We start from the raw sequence: 16515 nt of genomic DNA on the forward strand, positions 1-16515 counted from the left end.
GCGCAGTAGAAAATTCACAAGCGTTCAGGCGCCGCGCACGGGCAGGCGCAGATCGTCTAGGTAGTCGCGTTTGATGTTCACGCTGCTGCGCTGGCCCAGGTCCTTGAAGTGGTGTTGCAGCCAGTTCTGGGCATGGCTGCGGCCCAGGTCGCGCAGCTGGTGGATCAGGGCGGCGCTGGTCGAGCTCTTGCTGGCGGCGCTGAAGGCCTCCAGCGCTTCGCCGCCGTCGATGCGGTGCATCAATACGTCTTTGTAATGCGCCGGGTCCAGCTTGCCTTCGGCCAGCAGGCGCTTGACGAAGTCGATGGCGCGCATCTCGGCGATCAGGGCGGCGTTGAAGCTGATCTCGTTGAGCCGGTCCAGGATTTGGGCGCTGCTGGTGGGCAGGGCTTCGCGTTCGATCGGGTTGATCTGCACCAGCACGATGTCGCGGCCCGTGCATTGATAGATCAGCGGATGGATGGCCGGGTTGCCGGAGTAGCCGCCGTCCCAGTAGTGCTGACCGTCAATCTCCACGGCCTTGAACAGGGTCGGCAGGCAGGCCGAGGCCATGACGGCGTCGACGCTGAGGCGTTCGCCCGAGAAGATCTCGGCCTTGCCGGTGCTGACCCGGGTGGCGACCACAAAGACCTTGGGGATCTTGCCGGCCTGGCGGGCCATGGCCTCGAAATCGATCTGGCCAGCGACAAAGCTGCGCAGCGGGTTGATGTCGAAGGGGTTGGACTGGTAGGGCGAGACCGTGCTGGTCCAGAGCGCGCTCATGGCGCTGAGCCAGGGTGCGGCGGCCGAACTCTCGTCCGCCGCCTGGCCAAACAGAAAGCCGAAGGGCGCGCGCTGCGCCTCGCCCAGCGCGCCCATGGCGATCACACCATTCCAAAACGCAGCCAGCGACTCGCGCGCCGCCTCCCGGGGGTCAGGTCGTGCCTTGTCCAGGGCCTGAGCAAAGCCATGGGCCAGGGCCACGGCATTCATGGCGCCAGCGCTGGTGCCGCTGAGGCCCTCGATTTCGAGCCGGCCGTCTTCCAGCAGCGCGTCCAGCACGCCCCAGGTGAAGGCGCCATGTGAACCGCCGCCCTGCAGGGCCAGGTTGATGGGCGGCGGTGGCGCGCTGCTGGGGCGGGTCATCGCTCAATCGCCAAACACGACCTTCTTCTTCTTGCCGACCCAGTTCTCCAGCTGCGGGCCATACACCTCATCCACGCGGTTGCGCTTGACCTTGAAGGTCGGGGTGATGAAGCCGTTGTCCACCGTCCAGGGTGTCTTGACGGCGACCAGGCAGTCCAGCTGCTCATGTGGGTCGAGGTGGCTGTTGACCTCGGCCAGGTGGGCGCTCAAGGTCTGCACCAGGGCGGCGCGGTCGGCTTCGTTGGCGCTGTGCTCGATGGCGTTTTGTGACAGCATGACCACGCCGACCGGCTGGCCCATATTGGCGCCGGTCACCACGCAGGCTTCCACGGCCGGGTGGGCGCCCAGGCGGTCTTCGATGGGCGCCGGGGCCACGTACTTGCCCTTGCTGGTCTTGAACAGGTCCTTGACGCGGCCGGTGATGCGCAAGCAGTTGCGGCCGTCGAACTGGCCTTTGTCGCCGGTGCGCAGCCAGCCGTCTTCGGTGAAGGCAGCGCGGCTCATCTCGGGCTCTTTGTAGTAGCCGCTCATGGTGGCGGGGGTGCGCACCAGCAGCTCGCCCGTCTGCGGGTCCAGGCGTGCTTCCACACCTTCATAGCCAGGGCCGACGGTGCCGATCTGGTTCTGGCCCGGCACGGTGATGTGCGAGATGGCCAGGTTCTCGGTCATGCCATAGCCCTCATTGATGTGCAGACCGAGCTTGCGGTACCACTCGAGCAAGGGCACGGGCATGGGCGCTGCACCGCCGGCGCAAACACGCGCCTGGTCCAGGCCCAGGGCCTTGAGGATCTTGCGCCGCACCAGGCCGCCGATCAGGGGCAGGCTGAGCAGCAGGTCGAGTTTCTTCTGCGGCATCTTGGCCTGGATGCCTTGCTGGAACTTCACCCACAGGCGCGGCACCGAGAAGAAGATGGTGGGCCGGGCACGCTGCAGGTCGAGCGTGAAGGTGTCCAGGCTCTCGGCAAAGTAGACCTGGAAACCGGTGCGCAGCCAGCCGTGTTCGATCAGCACGCGCTCGACCACATGGGCCAGGGGCAGGTAGGACAGCAGGCGGTCTTCTGCGCCCATGGGGATGCGCTTGAGCGCAGCGCTCAAAGCCCAGGCGAAGTTGCCGAAGCTGTGCATCACGCCCTTGGGCGCGCCGGTCGTGCCCGAGGTGTAGATCAGGGTGGCCAGGTCTTCGGCCGCGCGCACGGGTTCGCCTTGCAGCGGCGCGGTGCGGGCGCAAATGGCGTCCCAGCCCTCGTAGGACTTTTTGGCGTCGTCGGGCGAGAGCGGGTAGCTGATGCAGGGCAGGCCGGCGGGCACACCGGGCTTCATGCCTTCCCAGCCGTCGAGCTTGCCGATGAAGCAGGCGCGTGCCTCGCTGTGCTCAAGGATCTGGCGGATGGTCTCCGAGGCCAGGGTCGGGTAGAGCGGCACCGAGACGTAACCCGCCATCCAGATGGCCAGATCGCTGAACAGCCACCAGGCGCAGTTCTTGGACAGGATGGCGACCTTGGCGCCCGGCTCCCAGCCCTGCTCCTGGCCCATGGCCTGCAGGTGAGCGGCCATGCGCCGTACCTGGTCGCCGACTTGGGTCCAGGTGAACTCCTGGGTCTGGCCCTGGCCCATGGGCTGGGTCAGGGAGATCCGCTCGGCCTGGGTGCGTTCCAGCAGGTAGAAGCGTTGCAGGGCCAGGTTGTCGGTCGGGATTGCGGGCATGGGCTGTCTCCTTGTGTGGACTGCATGAAAGCAGGCGCGTTTGTACGCCTAGGCTAACCAGGGCGTCAGGAGCAGCCTAGCGGGTTTTTGCTGGCCTTGTGTTGATCAGGGGCAGCTCTCTAGACCGGCGGCGCGAAAAAAGTAGCCGCCGCTCGGGCCCGAGCGCCTCAGCTGGCCTCGGCTTCTGCCAGGGCCTGCAGCGCGGCGGCCAGGGCGGCCTCGTCGACCCCCTCGCCCCGCTGCACCGGCGCCTCAGCCAGCGCGGCTGTGCCTTCGCGCTTGAGGCGGCTCACCCACTGGCCGGCGTCGCGGCCGCCGGCGAAGGCAGCGCTTTGCAGCAAGACCTGACCCTCGGCGCTGACCAGCTTGAAGTAGAACTGGCCATCGGCCTCGCGGTACTGCTTGAACATCGGCAGGGCGGCCTTGGCGGCCTTGGCCGTGTCGACCGCAGGCGCAGCCACGGCGGTGAAGCGGCGCAGGCCCACGGCCTCGCGGGCTCGGGCCAGCAGTGGGCCGGCGATGGCGCGGGCCTTTTCGGCACCTTGCTGCAGGATCTCTTCGATGCGCTCGGGGTGGGCCATCAGGGCGTCGTAGCGCGCGCGCATGGGGGCGATCTCGGCCTCGATCAGCTCGAACAGTTGCTGCTTGGCCTCGCCCCAGGCCAGGCCAGCGCGCAGGGCGGCGCGGAAATCGGCGCGCTGCTGCGGCGTGGCGAAGGCGTCGTAAATCGTCACCAGGGCCTGGCCTTCCGGCTCCTTGGGCTCGCCGGGCAGGCGGCTGTCGGTGACGATGCGGGCGATCGCCTCCTTCAGGCCTTTGCTGCCGCCTTCGAACAGCGGGATGCTGTTGTCATAGCTCTTGCTCATCTTGCGGCCGTCCAGGCCGGGCAAGAGGGCCACGTCTTCCTCGACATTGGCCTCGGGCAGGACGAAGAACTCGGTGTTCCGGCCGAACTGGTGGTTGAAGCGCTGCGCCACGTCGCGCGCCATCTCGATGTGCTGCACCTGGTCCTTGCCGACCGGCACGCGGTGGGCGTTGAAGATCAGGATGTCGGCCGCCATCAGGATGGGGTAGCTGTAGAGGCCCATGGTGATGCCGGCATCCGGGTCCTCGCCGGCGGCCAGGTTGGCGTCCACCGCGCCCTTGTAGGCATGGGCGCGGTTCATCTGGCCCTTGGAGGTGATGCAGGTCAGCAGCCAGGTCAGCTCGGGGATCTCGGGGATGTCGCTCTGGCGGTAGAAGGTGACGCGAGAGGTGTCCAGGCCGGCGGCCAGCCAGACGGCGGCAATCTCCAGGCGCGAGCGGTTGATGCGCTCGGGCTCGTCGCACTTGATCAGCGCGTGATAGTCCGCCATGAAGAAGAAGCTCTCCACGCCCGCCTCGCGGCTGGCGGCGATGGCCGGGCGGATGGCGCCGACATAGTTGCCGAGGTGCAGGGTGCCGGTGGTGGTGATGCCGGTCAGGACGCGCTGATTCATGGTGTGTGCGGGAATATCGGTGAGCGAAGGAAGAAAAAGGGCTCCGCGCCATTCTTTGTGAGCGCTTATTGTCACTGCAAGCGGCGCCGCAGCCGCTAGCATGGGGGTTCGTGTCGCCACCGCTGCCTCTGCCGGGTCCAGAGGCCATGTCTGCCTGCCATGACTGCGCTGATGTTGATGGGTGCCGGGTTGAACGCGATGCTGGGCATCGCCCTGCTGCTGCTCTGGCGCCAGGACCCGCGCTTCCCCCAGGTTCGGCAATGGGGCTACAGCTGGATTCTGCTGTCCCTGGGCCTGACCCTGGGCATTGCGCTGGCGCCCGAACAGGAGCCCAGCTGGCAGCACGACTTGCAGGCGCTGGCGGCCTCGGCCAGCCTCATGGGTTCGCTGATGCTCTTGATCGCCGGCGCGCGCAGCTACCGCCAGTTGCCTTTTCATCGGGCCCTGTGGTTGCCGGCCTTTTTGCTGATGATGGCCAGCATCGTCGTGCTCGCCCGCCTGGACCACAGCCTGGCCGTGATCGCGGCCACGGTTTATCTGGTGGCCGGCTCCTGGGCTTGCGCTTGGTGGATGGGGCAAGGCGGCCATGCCGGCGAACGCTTTGTGGCGGCTTGCTTCGTGGCCGTCGGCTTCGTCCATGCCAGCAGCCCCTTGCTCGACCCCCTGGGCCGCTCGCCCATCACCCACACCCTGGGCCTGTTTGTGCAGACGACCTTGTCCCTGGGCCTGATCCTGCTGTCGGTGGCGCGCGCCCATGCCGACACCCGGCGCCAGAGCAACCGCTTTGAACAGCTGACCCAGCATTCCCTGCAAGGCCTGGTGGTGCTGCAGCAGCACCGTGCCGCTTATGCCAACCCGGCGGCGCGCGAGATGTTCGGCTTCCCGCCCGGCGAACAGACCGTGTCCCGGGACCAATCTTCCGATCTGCTCTCGACCCTGGTGCCCATGGACCAGCAGCGTTCGGCGAGCGAGCGCCATGCCCTGGTGCTGGCCGACCCCGATGCGCGCATCGAATGGGAGGCCACACGGCTCACCCGCGAGGGCCGTGCCCTCTATGTGCGCGGCCTGTCCAGCCATCTGGAATGGGACGGCGCGCCGGCCGAGCTGCTGGTGATGATCGACGACAGCTCACGCCAGCGGGCCGTCGACGCGCTGCGCCGCCAGGCCCTGCACGACGAGTTGACCGATCTGCCCAACCGCAATTTCGCGGTCGCTCGCCTGCGCGAGCTGACGCGCACCGGCGGCGCGCCCTTTGCGTTGATCTCGGCCGATGTCGACCGCTTTCAGCTGGTCAATGAAAGCCTGGGTCATGCCGTCGGTGACGCCTTGCTGCACGCCGTGGCGCGCCGCCTGTGCCGCCACTTGCCGGTGCAAGCCATGCTGACGCGTTTGGGTGAAGACCAGTTCCTGGTGCTGCTGGAGGGTGTGGCCGAGCGCCGCGAGGTAGAGCCGGTGGTGGCGCAGATCCTGCAGCTGCTGGAGCAGCCTTTTGAGGTCGATGGCGAGGCCTTGTTCGTCCATCTGTCCCTGGGGGTGGCTCGCTTCCCGCAGGACGGGGCGGACGTCGACAGCCTCTTGCGCGCGGCCGACTCGGCCATGCACCGGGCCAAGCAGCGCGCCGGCAGTGCCTGCGAGTACTTCGAGCCGCGCATGAATGTGCGCTCGCGCGCCCGCCTGGAAGCCGAGCAGTCCCTGGGCCGGGCCATCGTCGAGCGCGAGTTCATCCTCGAATACCAACCCAAGTTCCGCGCCGACAGCCGCAAGCTCTGCGGCTTCGAGGCCTTGGTGCGCTGGGAGCGGCCGGGCCTGGGCCGGGTCAGCCCGGCCGATTTCGTGCCGGCGGCCGAGCGCACCGGCCAGATCAGCGCGCTCGGCCAACTGATCGTCGAGATTGCCAGCCAGCAGCTGCGCGAGTGGCTGGACCGCTGGGGCCTGTTGATGCCAGTGGCCGTCAATGTCTCACCGCTGCAGTTCGACGACGCGAGCTTTGCCCAACGCCTGCTGGACCGGCTCGATGCGCTGCAGCTGCCGCACCAGAGCCTGGAAATCGAGATCACCGAGTCCGCCGCCATCGGCCACTTGGGTCGGGTTTTGCCCCAGCTGCAACAGCTGCGCCAGGCTGGCGTGCTCTGCAGCATGGACGACTTCGGCACCGGCCAGAGTTCGCTCACCATGTTGCGCCAGCTGCCCATCAGCTGCATGAAGCTGGACCGCAGCATGATCGAGCCGCTGCCCGAGCCTCAGGCCAGCGCCATCGTCAAGGCCACCTGCGCGCTGGGTCGCTCCTTGAGCCTGGAGGTGGTGGCCGAGGGGGTCGAGAACGAGGCCCAGGCCCTGGCGGCACGCGATCTTGGGTGCACGCAGTTGCAGGGTTATCACCTGAGCCGTCCGCTGGCCGCAGCGGCGGCCGGCGAGCTTCTGGGGCGCAGCCTGGGCTGAAAGAAAGACAGAAGGAAGGCTCGCCGTTCAGCCGCGCGCCGACTCGATGCCGACCCAGCCTTTCTCGGTGTAGCGCTCGCCGGCCACGCTGCCGGCCGCGAACAGGCTGTCGAGGGCGCTCAGCTGGGCGCTGTCGAGGCGGATCTCGCCGGCTTGCCAGTTGCTGCGCAGATGGGTCTGGCGCCGGGTGCCGGGATTCACCAGGGTGTGCGGCTGCTTGTGGATCACCCAGGCCAGGGCCAGCTGAGCGGCGCTGTGTCCCCAGTCTGCCGCCAGGCCGGCCAGGCGCTCGGCCAGGGCGCGGTTGTGCTCCCCGGCCTCGCCATTGAAACGCGGCAGGGCACGGCGGAAGTCATCGGGGGCCAGGTCTTGCGTGGCCGGCAGCTGGGCGCTCAGCAGGGCGCGGCCCAAGGGGCTGTAGGCGACAAAGGCCACGCCCAACTTGGCAGTCGCGGCGAGCATGGCCTGCTCGGCGCTGCGCTCCCAGAGCGAGTATTCGTTCTGCAGCGCCGCCACTGGCAGCACCGCATGAGCGCGGCGCAGCGTGTCTTCGCTGACTTCGGACAGACCCACGGCGCCAATCTTGCCCTCGGCCTTCAGGTCTGCCAGGGTCAGCATCAGCTCCTCGATCGGCACGGCCGGGTCGCGGCGGTGCACATAGAACAGCTCGATGCGCTCCAGCCCCAGGCGCTGCAGCGAGGCTTCGCAGGCAGTGCGGGCGTATGCGGCGGAGTTGTCGATATGGCGCTCGTAGGTGCCCGGAGGGCGCTTGATGCCGAATTTGCTGGCCACCAGCATGTCCGCCCGCTGCGCCGGGCTCAGCTCGGCCAGGAAGCGGCCGAGCAGGCGCTCGTTGTGACCGGAGCCGTAGGTGTCGGCGGTGTCGAGATGGCGCACCCCGAGCTCGCGGGCGGCATGCAGGGTGGCCAGCGACTCGGCGTCGTCGAAGGCGCCATAGAACTCGCTCATGCCCATCAGGCCGAGGCCGACGGCGGGGATGTCGCGGCCGGCCAGGCGGCGGTGCAGGGGAGCTGTGGACGAGGTGTTCATGCGGTGGTGCTCACGGTAGGCGGTGGATCGAGGTCTGCATGGTGACGGCCGGCCCTGGCCTTCACAAGCCGCCGCAAGCCGCACGGGCTGTGCAGCCCTGCTTCACAATCGCCGGGTGTCTGGGGAAGCTCTTCATCCATCGGCCCGGCCCCTGAGAGCGCGGTCTCGGGCGGCCTGCGGTGTTGCACTTCTCGCCAATAGCGACGGCTATTGGCTTCAAACTGCGCCTTGCAGCCCATCCCGATCCGCGCCACATGGCCTCGCCCCGATTGATGAAGAGCTTCCCTCGCGAAACCGAACTCCAAACCCTGCGTGTCTTTACCGCCGTGGCTGAAGCGCGCAGCTACCGCCGCGCGGCCCAGCAGCTGGGCCTCTCGCCATCGGCCGTCAGCCAGGCCATGCGCCGGCTGGAAGCGCAGCTGGGCGTGGCCTTGTTGAACCGCAGCACCCGCAGCGTGGCGCTGACAGCCGCGGGTGAGCGACTCCTGGCCGGTGCCGTGCCCGCCATGCTGAGTCTGGAGCGGGCTTTGGCCGGCGTGGTCGAGCTCGGCGGGCGGGTCTCGGGCAGCCTGCGCCTGAGCGTGCCGCGCAGTGCAGCCCGACTCTTGATGACCCCATTGTTGGCGCGTTATGTCGCCGCCCACCCTCAGGTGCAGGTGGAGCTGTGCACGCAGGACGGCCTGGTCGACATCGTCGAGCAGGGCTTCGATGCCGGCGTTCGGTTTGCCGAGCGCTTGCCGGCCGATATGGTGGCGGTGCCGCTCGGTGGCGCGCAGCGTTTTGTCGCGGTGGCGTCAGCTGAGTTCTTGCTGCGCCACCCGGCGCCGCAGCAGCCGCAGGACCTGCTCGGCCTGCCCTGCGTGCGCCAGCGCTTCGCCAGCGGCGGCTTGTTCCGCTGGAGCTTTCTTGAACACGCGGGCGGCTGCCGTTGCGCTGGCCTGGCTTGCGCGCGAGCGGGCCTGACGATCGATCTCGACGTGCCGGGCCCCTTGACGGTGGATGATCAGGCGGTGGCCCTGCAAGCGGCGCTGGACGGCGCGGGTGTTGCGTATGTGTACCAGCTGGCGGCCGCACCCTTGTTGCAGAGCGGCCAGCTCGTCGAGCTGCTGGCTGACTGGTGCCCGCCGGGCACCGGTTTCGCGCTCTACTACCCCGGCCGGCGCCAGACCAGCCCGGCCTTGCGGGCCTTGATCGAGCTCTTGCAGTCGCCGTCTACGTCGCTCAAGCCTGAGCCGAGGTGAGCCGCGCGGTCGGGCTGCGGCGCTGGCGCGCCAACAAACCCAACGTCAGCAAGCCGGCCAGCAGCATGACCGAGCTGGCAGCTTCGGGCACGGGGGTGAGCAGGTAGCCGAAGCCGTTCTGGTCGCTGACCAGCACCTGGCCGGCGTCATTGAGACCCCAGACGTCGTTCAGATACAGGCCATCGCCGAGGCTGACCAGGCTGTTCATGTCCACCATGCCCTGGCCATTGGCGCCGGTGATGAAGGCGTGACCGGCGGCGTAGGAGGCGCCGTCAGTGCCGTTGAACAGATTGCCCACCACGACACCGGCGTTGTTGATGAAGCTGGCCTGGCTGTGCAGCCAGCCCAGGGTGCCGAGATCGCTCATGCCCTGAGCGCCAGCGCCGGTGATGAAGGCGTGCAGGTTGCCGTCTGCCATGCGCGAGCTGCCCGACACCTGCCCCAGGCTGTTGATGGCCAGGGCCGTGCTGCTGCGGCCACCCAGCGTACCGAGGTCGGTGATGGCGAGGCCGTTCAGGCCCCAGACCACAGCGTGCACGCTGCCATCGCTCAAACCGGAGTTGCCGACGATCAGTCCGGCATTGTTGATGCCCAGGGCGGCACTGGTGCTGCCCCCCAAGGTGGCCAGGCGCAGCGCTTCGGTGCTGTTGGCCAGCCATTGAACCGCTTGAAACTTGTTGCTGCTGTCACGGGCCATGCCGACTGCAGTGCCGCTGTCGTTGATGCCACGTGCGGTGCTGACATTGCCACCCAGGCCGCCAAGCAGCACGGGGTTCTGGCCCTGGGCACCGGTGACAAAGGCTTGGACACTGAGCGGGCCGCTGCCTGCGGCCAGTTCGCCGGCGATCTGACCTGAGAAGTTGATCGCGTTGCCGGTCGCATCGCCTGGCAGTTGGGTGCGGGCCACCAGGCCCAGGCCGTTGGCACCACTGAGGAAGGCTTGAACGTTGCCCTGCGCGTCGGCGCTGGTGCCGCTGACCTGGCCCTTGGCATTGAGCGCGTAGGCGAACACATTGCCGGTGCCGCTCAGGCTCTGGACCTGGTAGCTCTGGGCTTGGGCCTGGCCGCTGCACAGCAGGCCGAGGCCGAGCGCCAGCAAGGTCATCAGCGGCAGGGCGGCGCGCAGGCGGGGCAGGGCTTGGAGCTTGCTGGAGGCGGGCTGTGTCATGAATGTGGAGTGCAGAGCAGAGGCCGTGAGCACGGTGAGCAGCGGCCCTCACTGGAGAACGCATGCAGCCCGCGCCACCGGCGAGGTGGTCGAAGCGCGCGATTCTCGACAGGCCCGGGCCCGCTCGCTCTCCGTGCAATCCCTGTGTTGCAGCGGCATCCCCCTGAACCCAGGGGGGCGGTGTCAGCTGGCCATTGCCTCGCCCAGGCGCACCGCGCTGCCGCGCTGCCCCAGGCTTTCGCCCTGCCAGGCCGGGTTGAACTGCAGGCCCTGGCTGGCCGGGAAGAGCATCACCACGGTGGAGCCGAGCAGGAAGCGGCCGAGCTCGTCGCCCTTCTTGAGGCTGACCTGGCCGGGTGCGTAACTCCATTCGCGCACGGAGCCCGGGCGCGGCGGGTTGACCACGCCGTGCCAGCTGGTGGCCATGCTGCCGACGATGGTCGCGCCGACCAGCACCATGACCCAAGGGCCTTGCTCGCCTTCAAAGACGCAGACCACGCGCTCGTTGCGGGCGAACAGGCCCGGCACGCCGCGCGCTGTCACCGGGTTGACCGAGAACAGATCGCCGGGCACATGGATCATGCGCGTCAGGCGGCCATCGCAAGGCATGTGGATGCGGTGGTAGTCCTTGGGGCTGAGGTAGATGTTGGCGAAATGGCCGTCGCGGAACTGGGCGGCCAGGCTGGCGTCGCCGCCGACCAGGGCGGTGCAGCTGAAGTCGTGGCCCTTGGCCTGGAAGATCTGCTCACCCTGGATGCGGCCGAACTGGCTGATCGCGCCGTCCACCGGGCAGATCAGGGGTGCATCGGCCAAGGGGCGGGCGCCGGGCTTGAGCGCCCGGGTGAAGAACTCGTTGAAGCTCGGGTAGGCGGCGATGTCGGGGTTGGCCGCCTCGGCCATATTGACCTGGTAGCGGGCCACGAAGCGCCGGATGATGGCTGTGGTCAGCCCGCCCATGCGTGCGCCGGCGACCCAGCCGGCAAAGCGGGTCAGTGCCTGCTTGGGCAGCAGGTGTTGCAGCAGCACGGCGTGGCGTTCGGACAGGGCCATCGTGGTTTCCGGTGAGAAGGGCGCGCGATTGTAGCGAGCCGTCGTTTTGGGCTTTGGGCGGATGCCTCTATACGAAACGTATATGTTTTGAATACAATGGTGCCATGGGAATCGTCAAAATTTCAGACCAAATGCACGAGAGCCTGCGCGTCGCCAGCCAGGCCTTGTCGCGCTCCATCAATGCCCAGGCCGAGCACTGGATGCGCATCGGCCTCTTGGCCGAGCTCTACCCAGACCTCGACCACCGCGAGCTCTGCCGCCTGCTGATCCGCGCCGAACAGGCCGGGGGGCTGGACCTGGCCAGCGCTGCGGCCGGCCAGCTTGATGCTGCCTCAGGCCGTCCGGCCGGCCATGCCAAGGGCATGCAATGAACGGCCGCGTCAAGATCCGCACGGCGGAAGAGATCGCCAAGGCGCGCGAGTCGGGCCGCCTGGCCGCCCAGGTGCTGCAGATGATCACGCCCCATGTGCAGCCCGGCGTCAGCACCGACGAACTGGACCGCATCTGCCGCGAGTACATCGTCGATGAGCTCGGTGTCACGCCGGCCAATATCGGCTACCACGGCTACCCCAAGACCCTGTGCAGCTCGGTCAACGAGGTGGTTTGCCACGGCATCCCTTCGCCGACCAAGATCCTCAAAGAGGGCGACATCGTCAATCTCGACGTGGCCCTGATCAAGGACGGCTGGTTCGGTGACACCAGCCGCATGTATTTCGTCGGCCACCCCAAGCCGGCCGCGCGCCGCCTGGTGCAGGTGACCTACGAGGCCCTGCGTGCCGGCATCCGCAAGGTGCGGCCCGGCGCCACCCTGGGCGATATCGGCCACGCCATCCAGAGCGTGGCCCACCAGGCCGGCTACAGCGTGGTGCGCGAGTATGGCGGCCATGGCATCGGCGATATCTATCACGACCAGCCTCACGTCAACCACTTCGGCAAGCCCGGCGAGGGCTTGAAGCTGCAGGCCGGCATGATCTTCACCATCGAGCCCATGATCAACGCCGGCAAGCGCGGCGTGAAGGAGCTCTCGGACGGCTGGACCGTGGTCACGCAAGACCGCTCGTTGTCGGCGCAGTGGGAGCATATGGTGCTGGTCACCGACAGCGGCTTCGATCTGCTGACCGCCTGGCCCGAGGGCACGGGCGACTACCCGGCGATTGCCTGAGCGTCTGCCGCCTCCGCGGGCGGGCTGCGCCGGCCCGCATGGAGCCGGTGGCGGCGGCGCAGTTCCTGCAGCAAGGGCAGCAGCTCTTCGCTGGGCTGCGGATTCTGGCGCTGGTAGCGGCGCCCGCCGTCTTCGCGGCTCAGCAACTTCATCTCCACCAGCTCGCGGCGCAGGGTGCAGTGGTCACCGAAGCAGTGCTGGGCCTGGAGCAAGGCGTTGACCTCGCCCTCGGTGTAGATGCGGCGGCTGTCGAAATGCAGCCACAAACCCCAGATGGCCAGGCGCTGAACCTGATGCCGGCTGGGCCAGCGGGCAAGGCGCCCTTGCTCGTCAAACTGGCGCAGCGCGCGGTCGGCCAGCTCGCTCAGGCCCGGATGGCGTGGGCCGCGGGCCGGCGCGATCGGCTCGGAAGGAGGCACTGCTGCGGCGAGCAGCACGGGCTGCAGGGCGGCCTGCGCACGCAAGGCCTGCAAATTGCGGTGGCCGGCGGCGCGCGCCAGCATATTGAGCAGGCTCAGGTGCGAGGGCGCCTGCGGCGTGCTGGCCAGATGGCTGTCCAGCTGTTGGCGCAGGGATTTGGCCAGGGCCGAGAGGTCCTCGGCATGGAAGGGAATGGCAAGACGGGTCATGGCGTGAAAGTCTCCACAGCGCGCGCGCAGGGTCTGCTCGGCTCCAAGCTGAACAGTGCTGGTGCTTGCCGACTTCCAGACGAGCGCACGCAGGGGTGAGGATGATCACGGGCCTGAGTCTGTGCTTCTGGTGCCAATGGCAGGTTTAGCTCGCGGCAGCGCCGCGCGGCAAGGCCTGGGTGTGCTGCCGACCCGGGGCCGCAGTATAGGTGTGGCGCGGGCGGCCGGGTACCATGGCGACTCTGCCTTTTTCCCCCACCTTGCCCTGATTTGTGCCTGCTCATGCAGGTCTGCCTGGGCTGCTTTGTCTCCCGTACCCACTGATCGCCATGGAAATCTATCTCGACGCCAATGCCACCACGCCCGTGCTGCCGCAGGCCAAGGCGGCGGCCATCCAGGCCATGGTGGAGGACTACGGCAACCCCAGCAGCGTGCACAGCACCGGGCTCAAGGCGCGCGCCCTGATCGACGGCGTGCGCGCCCGCGCTCAGCGTCTGCTGGACACGGGCCGCGGCCAGCTGCTCTTCGTCAGCGGCGCCACCGAAGGCATACAGACGGCCGTGCTCTCGGCCCTGCACGCGCTGCGCGAGCGCCGTGAGGCCGGCGAGGCCATCGGCAGCCAGCTGCTCTACGGCGCCACCGAGCACAAGGCTGTGCCCGAGGCGCTCAAGCATTGGAATGCGGTGCTGGGCCTGAACCTGGCGATTCGGGCGATCCCGGTCAAGCTCCAGGGCCAGCACGACCTGGATTTCCTGCGCCGTGAAGCGCCCCAGGCCGGCCTGGTCTGCACCATGGCCGCCAACAACGAAACTGGCGTGGTCAGCGACCTGGCCGGCATCGAGGCGGCGCTCGAGGCCAGCGGCAGCGCCGCTTTCTGGATGGTGGACGGCGTGCAGGCCCTGGGCAAGATCCCGCTGCGCCTGAGCCAGAGCCGCATCGATTACGCGCCCTTCTCCGGCCACAAGCTCTACGCGCCCAAGGGCATCGGTCTGCTCTATGTGCGCAATGGCGCGCCCTTCACCCCGCTGATGGCCGGCGGGGGCCAGGAGGGCGCGCTGCGCTCGGGCACCGAGAACATGTCCGGCATCGCTGCCCTGGGCGCGGTGTTGGAGGCCCTGGAAGACCCGGAAGGCAAGACCTTCCGAAGCCATGCCGAGATGAGCGGCTTCCGCGCCCGCCTGGCGGCCGCGCTGGAGCAGGCCTTTCCTGGCTTGGTCTATAACGCGCCGCTGGCGCAGAGCCTGCCCACCACCCTCAATTTCTCGGTGCCGGGCCTGAGCTCGCGCCTGCTGCAAGACCTGTTCGACGCCGCCGATGTGCGCGTCAGCGGTGGCTCGGCCTGCAGCGCGGCCAAGGCTGCGCCGAGCTTTGTGCTGCAGGCCATGGGCTTGCCCGACTGGCAAGCCGCCGGCGCCGTGCGCCTGTCCATCGGCCCGGCCGTGGACGAGGCTTTCATCGCCGAAGCCTGTGCCCGCATCCAGGCCTGCGGAGAATCGCTGCGCCGCAATTGCATGAGCCCGACTGACAACCTGCCCACCGTCGGCGAGGGCCTGAGCCGCTTCATGCTGGAAGGCGCCTGCTGCTATGTGCTGGCCGATGCGGCCGCGCAGCGCTGTGTGCTGATCGACCCCCTCCCCGAGCAACTCAGCCGCCTGGCCCAGGTCTTGCGCTGTCAAAACTATCCCATTGCCGCCGTGCTCAGCAGCAGCGGCGCGGCTGCCCACGGCGAGGCACGCGCCTTGCTGGCGGCCGAGCTGCCCGACCTGCTCGACGCCGCGGCCGAGATCGATGCGCTCGGCTGGCCGCTGACGCAGACCGAACTGGACTTGGGCGCCAGGCGCTTGCGCCGCGTGCTTTTGGACGGTGGCGGCCAGGCCTTGCTGCTCAGCGAAGGCGGGCCGGCGCAAGCCTGCTGCCTGGCTTTCGTCGACCCGCAGCAGGCGCTGGCGCTGGCCGAGCAGATCGGTCCGCAGGCCTTGATCGCACCGCCGAGCGACCTGGCCCAGCTGCTGGCCAGCACCGTGGCGCTGGAGCGTGGCGAGGCCGTGGCCGCGCCCCTTTTGCAGCTTTCGGGCGAGCAGCTGCAGCGCTTTGTCGACGCCCACCCCGACGCCTTGCTGATCGATGTGCGCGAGCCCTACGAGCAGTTCCTGAGCCAGACGCCCGAGCTGGCCGGCGTTGCCTTGCAAGCCATGCCGCTGTCGCGCTTTCTCAATGCCATTCCGGGCTGGCTGGCCGAGCAACAGCCGCTGCTGTTCTTCTGCCGCAGCGGCAACCGCAGCCGCCAGGCCGCGCAAGCCCTGGCCCGCCTGGGCCATGGCCAGGCCTGGACCCTGGCCGGAGGCCTGGCCCTGCTGCCCGATGCGCCCATCGTGGCGCCTGCGGCCGACCCGGCCTTGCTGGTCTGAGGGCAGGCGATGAGCGAACCTCATGTCCATTCCTCCTTCTACCGTTTTGTCGCCCTGGCCGAGCCCGAGGCGGTGGCGGCCCGGCTGCGCGAGCTGAGCACACCTGAGACCGGCATCGGCGGCAACATCCTGGTGGCCGGCGAAGGCATCAGCGGCGCCATCGCCGCGCCGGCCGGCGCGCTGTCCGCCTTCGAGCGCGCGCTGCACGAAGACCCCGCCTTTGGCGGCGCGTTCCAAGGCCTGGTGTTCAAGCACAGCGCTTGCGCGACCCGGCCCTTCACCCTGATCAAGGTCCATTGCAAGCCCGAGATCGTCGCCTTCGGCGTGCCCGGTGTCAGCGGCCTGCCGGCCCCCGATCTGCCTGACACCCATGTCTCGCCGCAGCGCTGGCGCGAGCTGATCAGCGAGCCCGATGTGCTGGTGCTGGACAACCGCAACAGCTTTGAGTACCGGCTGGGCCGCTTCAAGAATGCGATCGACCCTGAGGTTGCGCATTTCCGCGACTTTCCGGCCTATGTGGAGGCCCATGCCGAGGCCTGGAAGGCCGAAGGCAAGCGCATCGCCATGTACTGCACCGGCGGCATCCGCTGCGAGAAGACCAGTGCCTGGATGCAGAGCCAGGGTCTCGATGTCTACCAGCTCGACGGCGGCATCGTCAGCTATTTCGAGCAGATGCCCGATGCGGCGGCCGACTGGCAGGGCGAATGCTTTGTCTTCGACAAACGCATGGCCCTGGACACCCGGCTGCAGGAAACCGCCACCACGGCCGAGCAGGTCTATGGCGACGATCCCAAGGAAGCCTGGCGCTTGGCGCGGGCCAAGCGCCTCGATCCGGCCGGCTGAAGCGGAGCCCTCACTGCCATGCGCCAATTTCTTGCCGTCCTGCTGCTGAGTCTGCTGCTCTACCTGGCCTGGCAGCTGCTGGGCGGCCGACGCCGCGCCGAGCTGGGCCGCCTGCTGCGGCGCCATGCCTGGCGCCTGGCCTTGCTGTTTGCGCTCTTGCTTGGGCTCTTGCTGCTGGCCTATTTCTTCCCGCCCATCCACCTGCTCTGAAGGCCCCG

The 16515-nt window shown here is 68.3% G+C and carries 14 protein-coding genes; 7 read left to right on the plus strand and 7 right to left on the minus strand.

The genetic code is table 11. From position 1 onward, the window contains the following. Positions 1 to 24 precede the first annotated feature (24 nt). The 3 genes from ACQY39_RS04130 to ACQY39_RS04140 all read right to left on the minus strand — a co-directional run bounded on the left by ACQY39_RS04130 (position 25) and on the right by ACQY39_RS04140 (position 4307). Complete coding sequence (locus tag ACQY39_RS04130) at positions 25 to 1125, minus strand: patatin-like phospholipase family protein (protein WP_428503659.1); 1101 nt, start codon at positions 1123 to 1125, stop codon at positions 25 to 27. A 3-nt stretch (positions 1126 to 1128) separates the two neighbouring features. Then, on the minus strand, positions 1129 to 2829 hold the full coding sequence (locus tag ACQY39_RS04135) for an AMP-binding protein (protein ID WP_428503663.1): 1701 nt from the start codon (positions 2827 to 2829) through the stop codon (positions 1129 to 1131). A gap of 167 nt (positions 2830 to 2996) precedes the next feature. Beyond that, complete coding sequence (locus tag ACQY39_RS04140) at positions 2997 to 4307, minus strand: tryptophan--tRNA ligase (RefSeq protein ID WP_428503665.1); 1311 nt, start codon at positions 4305 to 4307, stop codon at positions 2997 to 2999. A 159-nt stretch (positions 4308 to 4466) separates the two neighbouring features. On the opposite strand from ACQY39_RS04140, the gene ACQY39_RS04145 reads away from it, so the two are divergent. Beyond that, on the plus strand, positions 4467 to 6746 hold the full coding sequence (locus tag ACQY39_RS04145; RefSeq protein WP_428503667.1) for a putative bifunctional diguanylate cyclase/phosphodiesterase: 2280 nt from the start codon (positions 4467 to 4469) through the stop codon (positions 6744 to 6746). A gap of 27 nt (positions 6747 to 6773) precedes the next feature. Here the strand turns inward: ACQY39_RS04145 and ACQY39_RS04150 are convergent, their stop codons facing one another. Further along, on the minus strand, positions 6774 to 7796 hold the full coding sequence (locus tag ACQY39_RS04150; protein ID WP_428503669.1) for an aldo/keto reductase: 1023 nt from the start codon (positions 7794 to 7796) through the stop codon (positions 6774 to 6776). A gap of 254 nt (positions 7797 to 8050) precedes the next feature. Between ACQY39_RS04150 and ACQY39_RS04155 the strand changes: the two genes are divergently transcribed. Further along, positions 8051 to 9037: a LysR family transcriptional regulator gene (locus tag ACQY39_RS04155; protein ID WP_428503671.1), complete on the plus strand. Its 987-nt coding sequence runs from the start codon at positions 8051 to 8053 to the stop codon at positions 9035 to 9037. Here ACQY39_RS04155 and ACQY39_RS04160 read toward each other — a convergent pair. Both ACQY39_RS04160 and asd read right to left on the minus strand, forming a co-directional pair. Then, complete coding sequence (locus ACQY39_RS04160; RefSeq protein ID WP_428503673.1) at positions 9018 to 10205, minus strand: hypothetical protein; 1188 nt, start codon at positions 10203 to 10205, stop codon at positions 9018 to 9020. The genes ACQY39_RS04155 and ACQY39_RS04160 overlap by 20 nt on opposite strands. Positions 10206 to 10388: 183 nt before the next feature. Beyond that, positions 10389 to 11249 carry an archaetidylserine decarboxylase gene (gene asd, locus ACQY39_RS04165; protein WP_428510718.1) on the minus strand — a complete coding sequence of 287 codons (861 nt, stop codon included), beginning with the start codon at positions 11247 to 11249 and terminating at the stop codon, positions 10389 to 10391. A 110-nt stretch (positions 11250 to 11359) separates the two neighbouring features. Here asd and ACQY39_RS04170 point away from each other — a divergent pair, with 110 nt between their 5' ends. Together ACQY39_RS04170 and map are read left to right on the plus strand one after the other, a co-directional pair. Then, positions 11360 to 11626 carry a ParD-like family protein gene (locus ACQY39_RS04170; protein WP_428503675.1) on the plus strand — a complete coding sequence of 89 codons (267 nt, stop codon included), beginning with the start codon at positions 11360 to 11362 and terminating at the stop codon, positions 11624 to 11626. Continuing rightward, positions 11623 to 12417, plus strand: coding sequence for a type I methionyl aminopeptidase (map, locus tag ACQY39_RS04175; RefSeq protein ID WP_428503677.1), 795 nt, complete (start codon positions 11623 to 11625; stop codon positions 12415 to 12417). Before ACQY39_RS04170 ends, map begins: the two co-directional genes overlap by 4 nt. Here map and ACQY39_RS04180 read toward each other — a convergent pair. After that, the gene (locus ACQY39_RS04180; RefSeq protein WP_428503679.1) at positions 12399 to 13046 is read right to left on the minus strand and encodes a DUF2087 domain-containing protein; all 648 of its coding nucleotides are present in this window, start codon (positions 13044 to 13046) and stop codon (positions 12399 to 12401) included. The genes map and ACQY39_RS04180 overlap by 19 nt on opposite strands. 329 nt (positions 13047 to 13375) lie before the next feature. Here ACQY39_RS04180 and ACQY39_RS04185 point away from each other — a divergent pair, with 329 nt between their 5' ends. From ACQY39_RS04185 to ACQY39_RS04195, 3 genes are read left to right on the plus strand one after another with little or no spacing between them, the layout of a single operon-like run. Next, entirely contained in the window at positions 13376 to 15454 is a 2079-nt protein-coding gene (locus ACQY39_RS04185) for an aminotransferase class V-fold PLP-dependent enzyme (RefSeq protein ID WP_428503681.1), read from the plus strand. A 9-nt stretch (positions 15455 to 15463) separates the two neighbouring features. Further along, positions 15464 to 16297: a rhodanese-related sulfurtransferase gene (locus tag ACQY39_RS04190; protein WP_428503683.1), complete on the plus strand. Its 834-nt coding sequence runs from the start codon at positions 15464 to 15466 to the stop codon at positions 16295 to 16297. An 18-nt stretch (positions 16298 to 16315) separates the two neighbouring features. After that, a complete protein-coding gene (locus tag ACQY39_RS04195) occupies positions 16316 to 16507 on the plus strand; it encodes a hypothetical protein (RefSeq protein ID WP_428503685.1) in 192 nt (63 codons plus the stop codon). Positions 16508 to 16515: the final 8 nt, after the last annotated feature.

This window comes from Roseateles sp., from assembly GCF_965262435.1.
GTDB lineage: Bacteria > Pseudomonadota > Gammaproteobacteria > Burkholderiales > Burkholderiaceae_C > Paucibacter_A.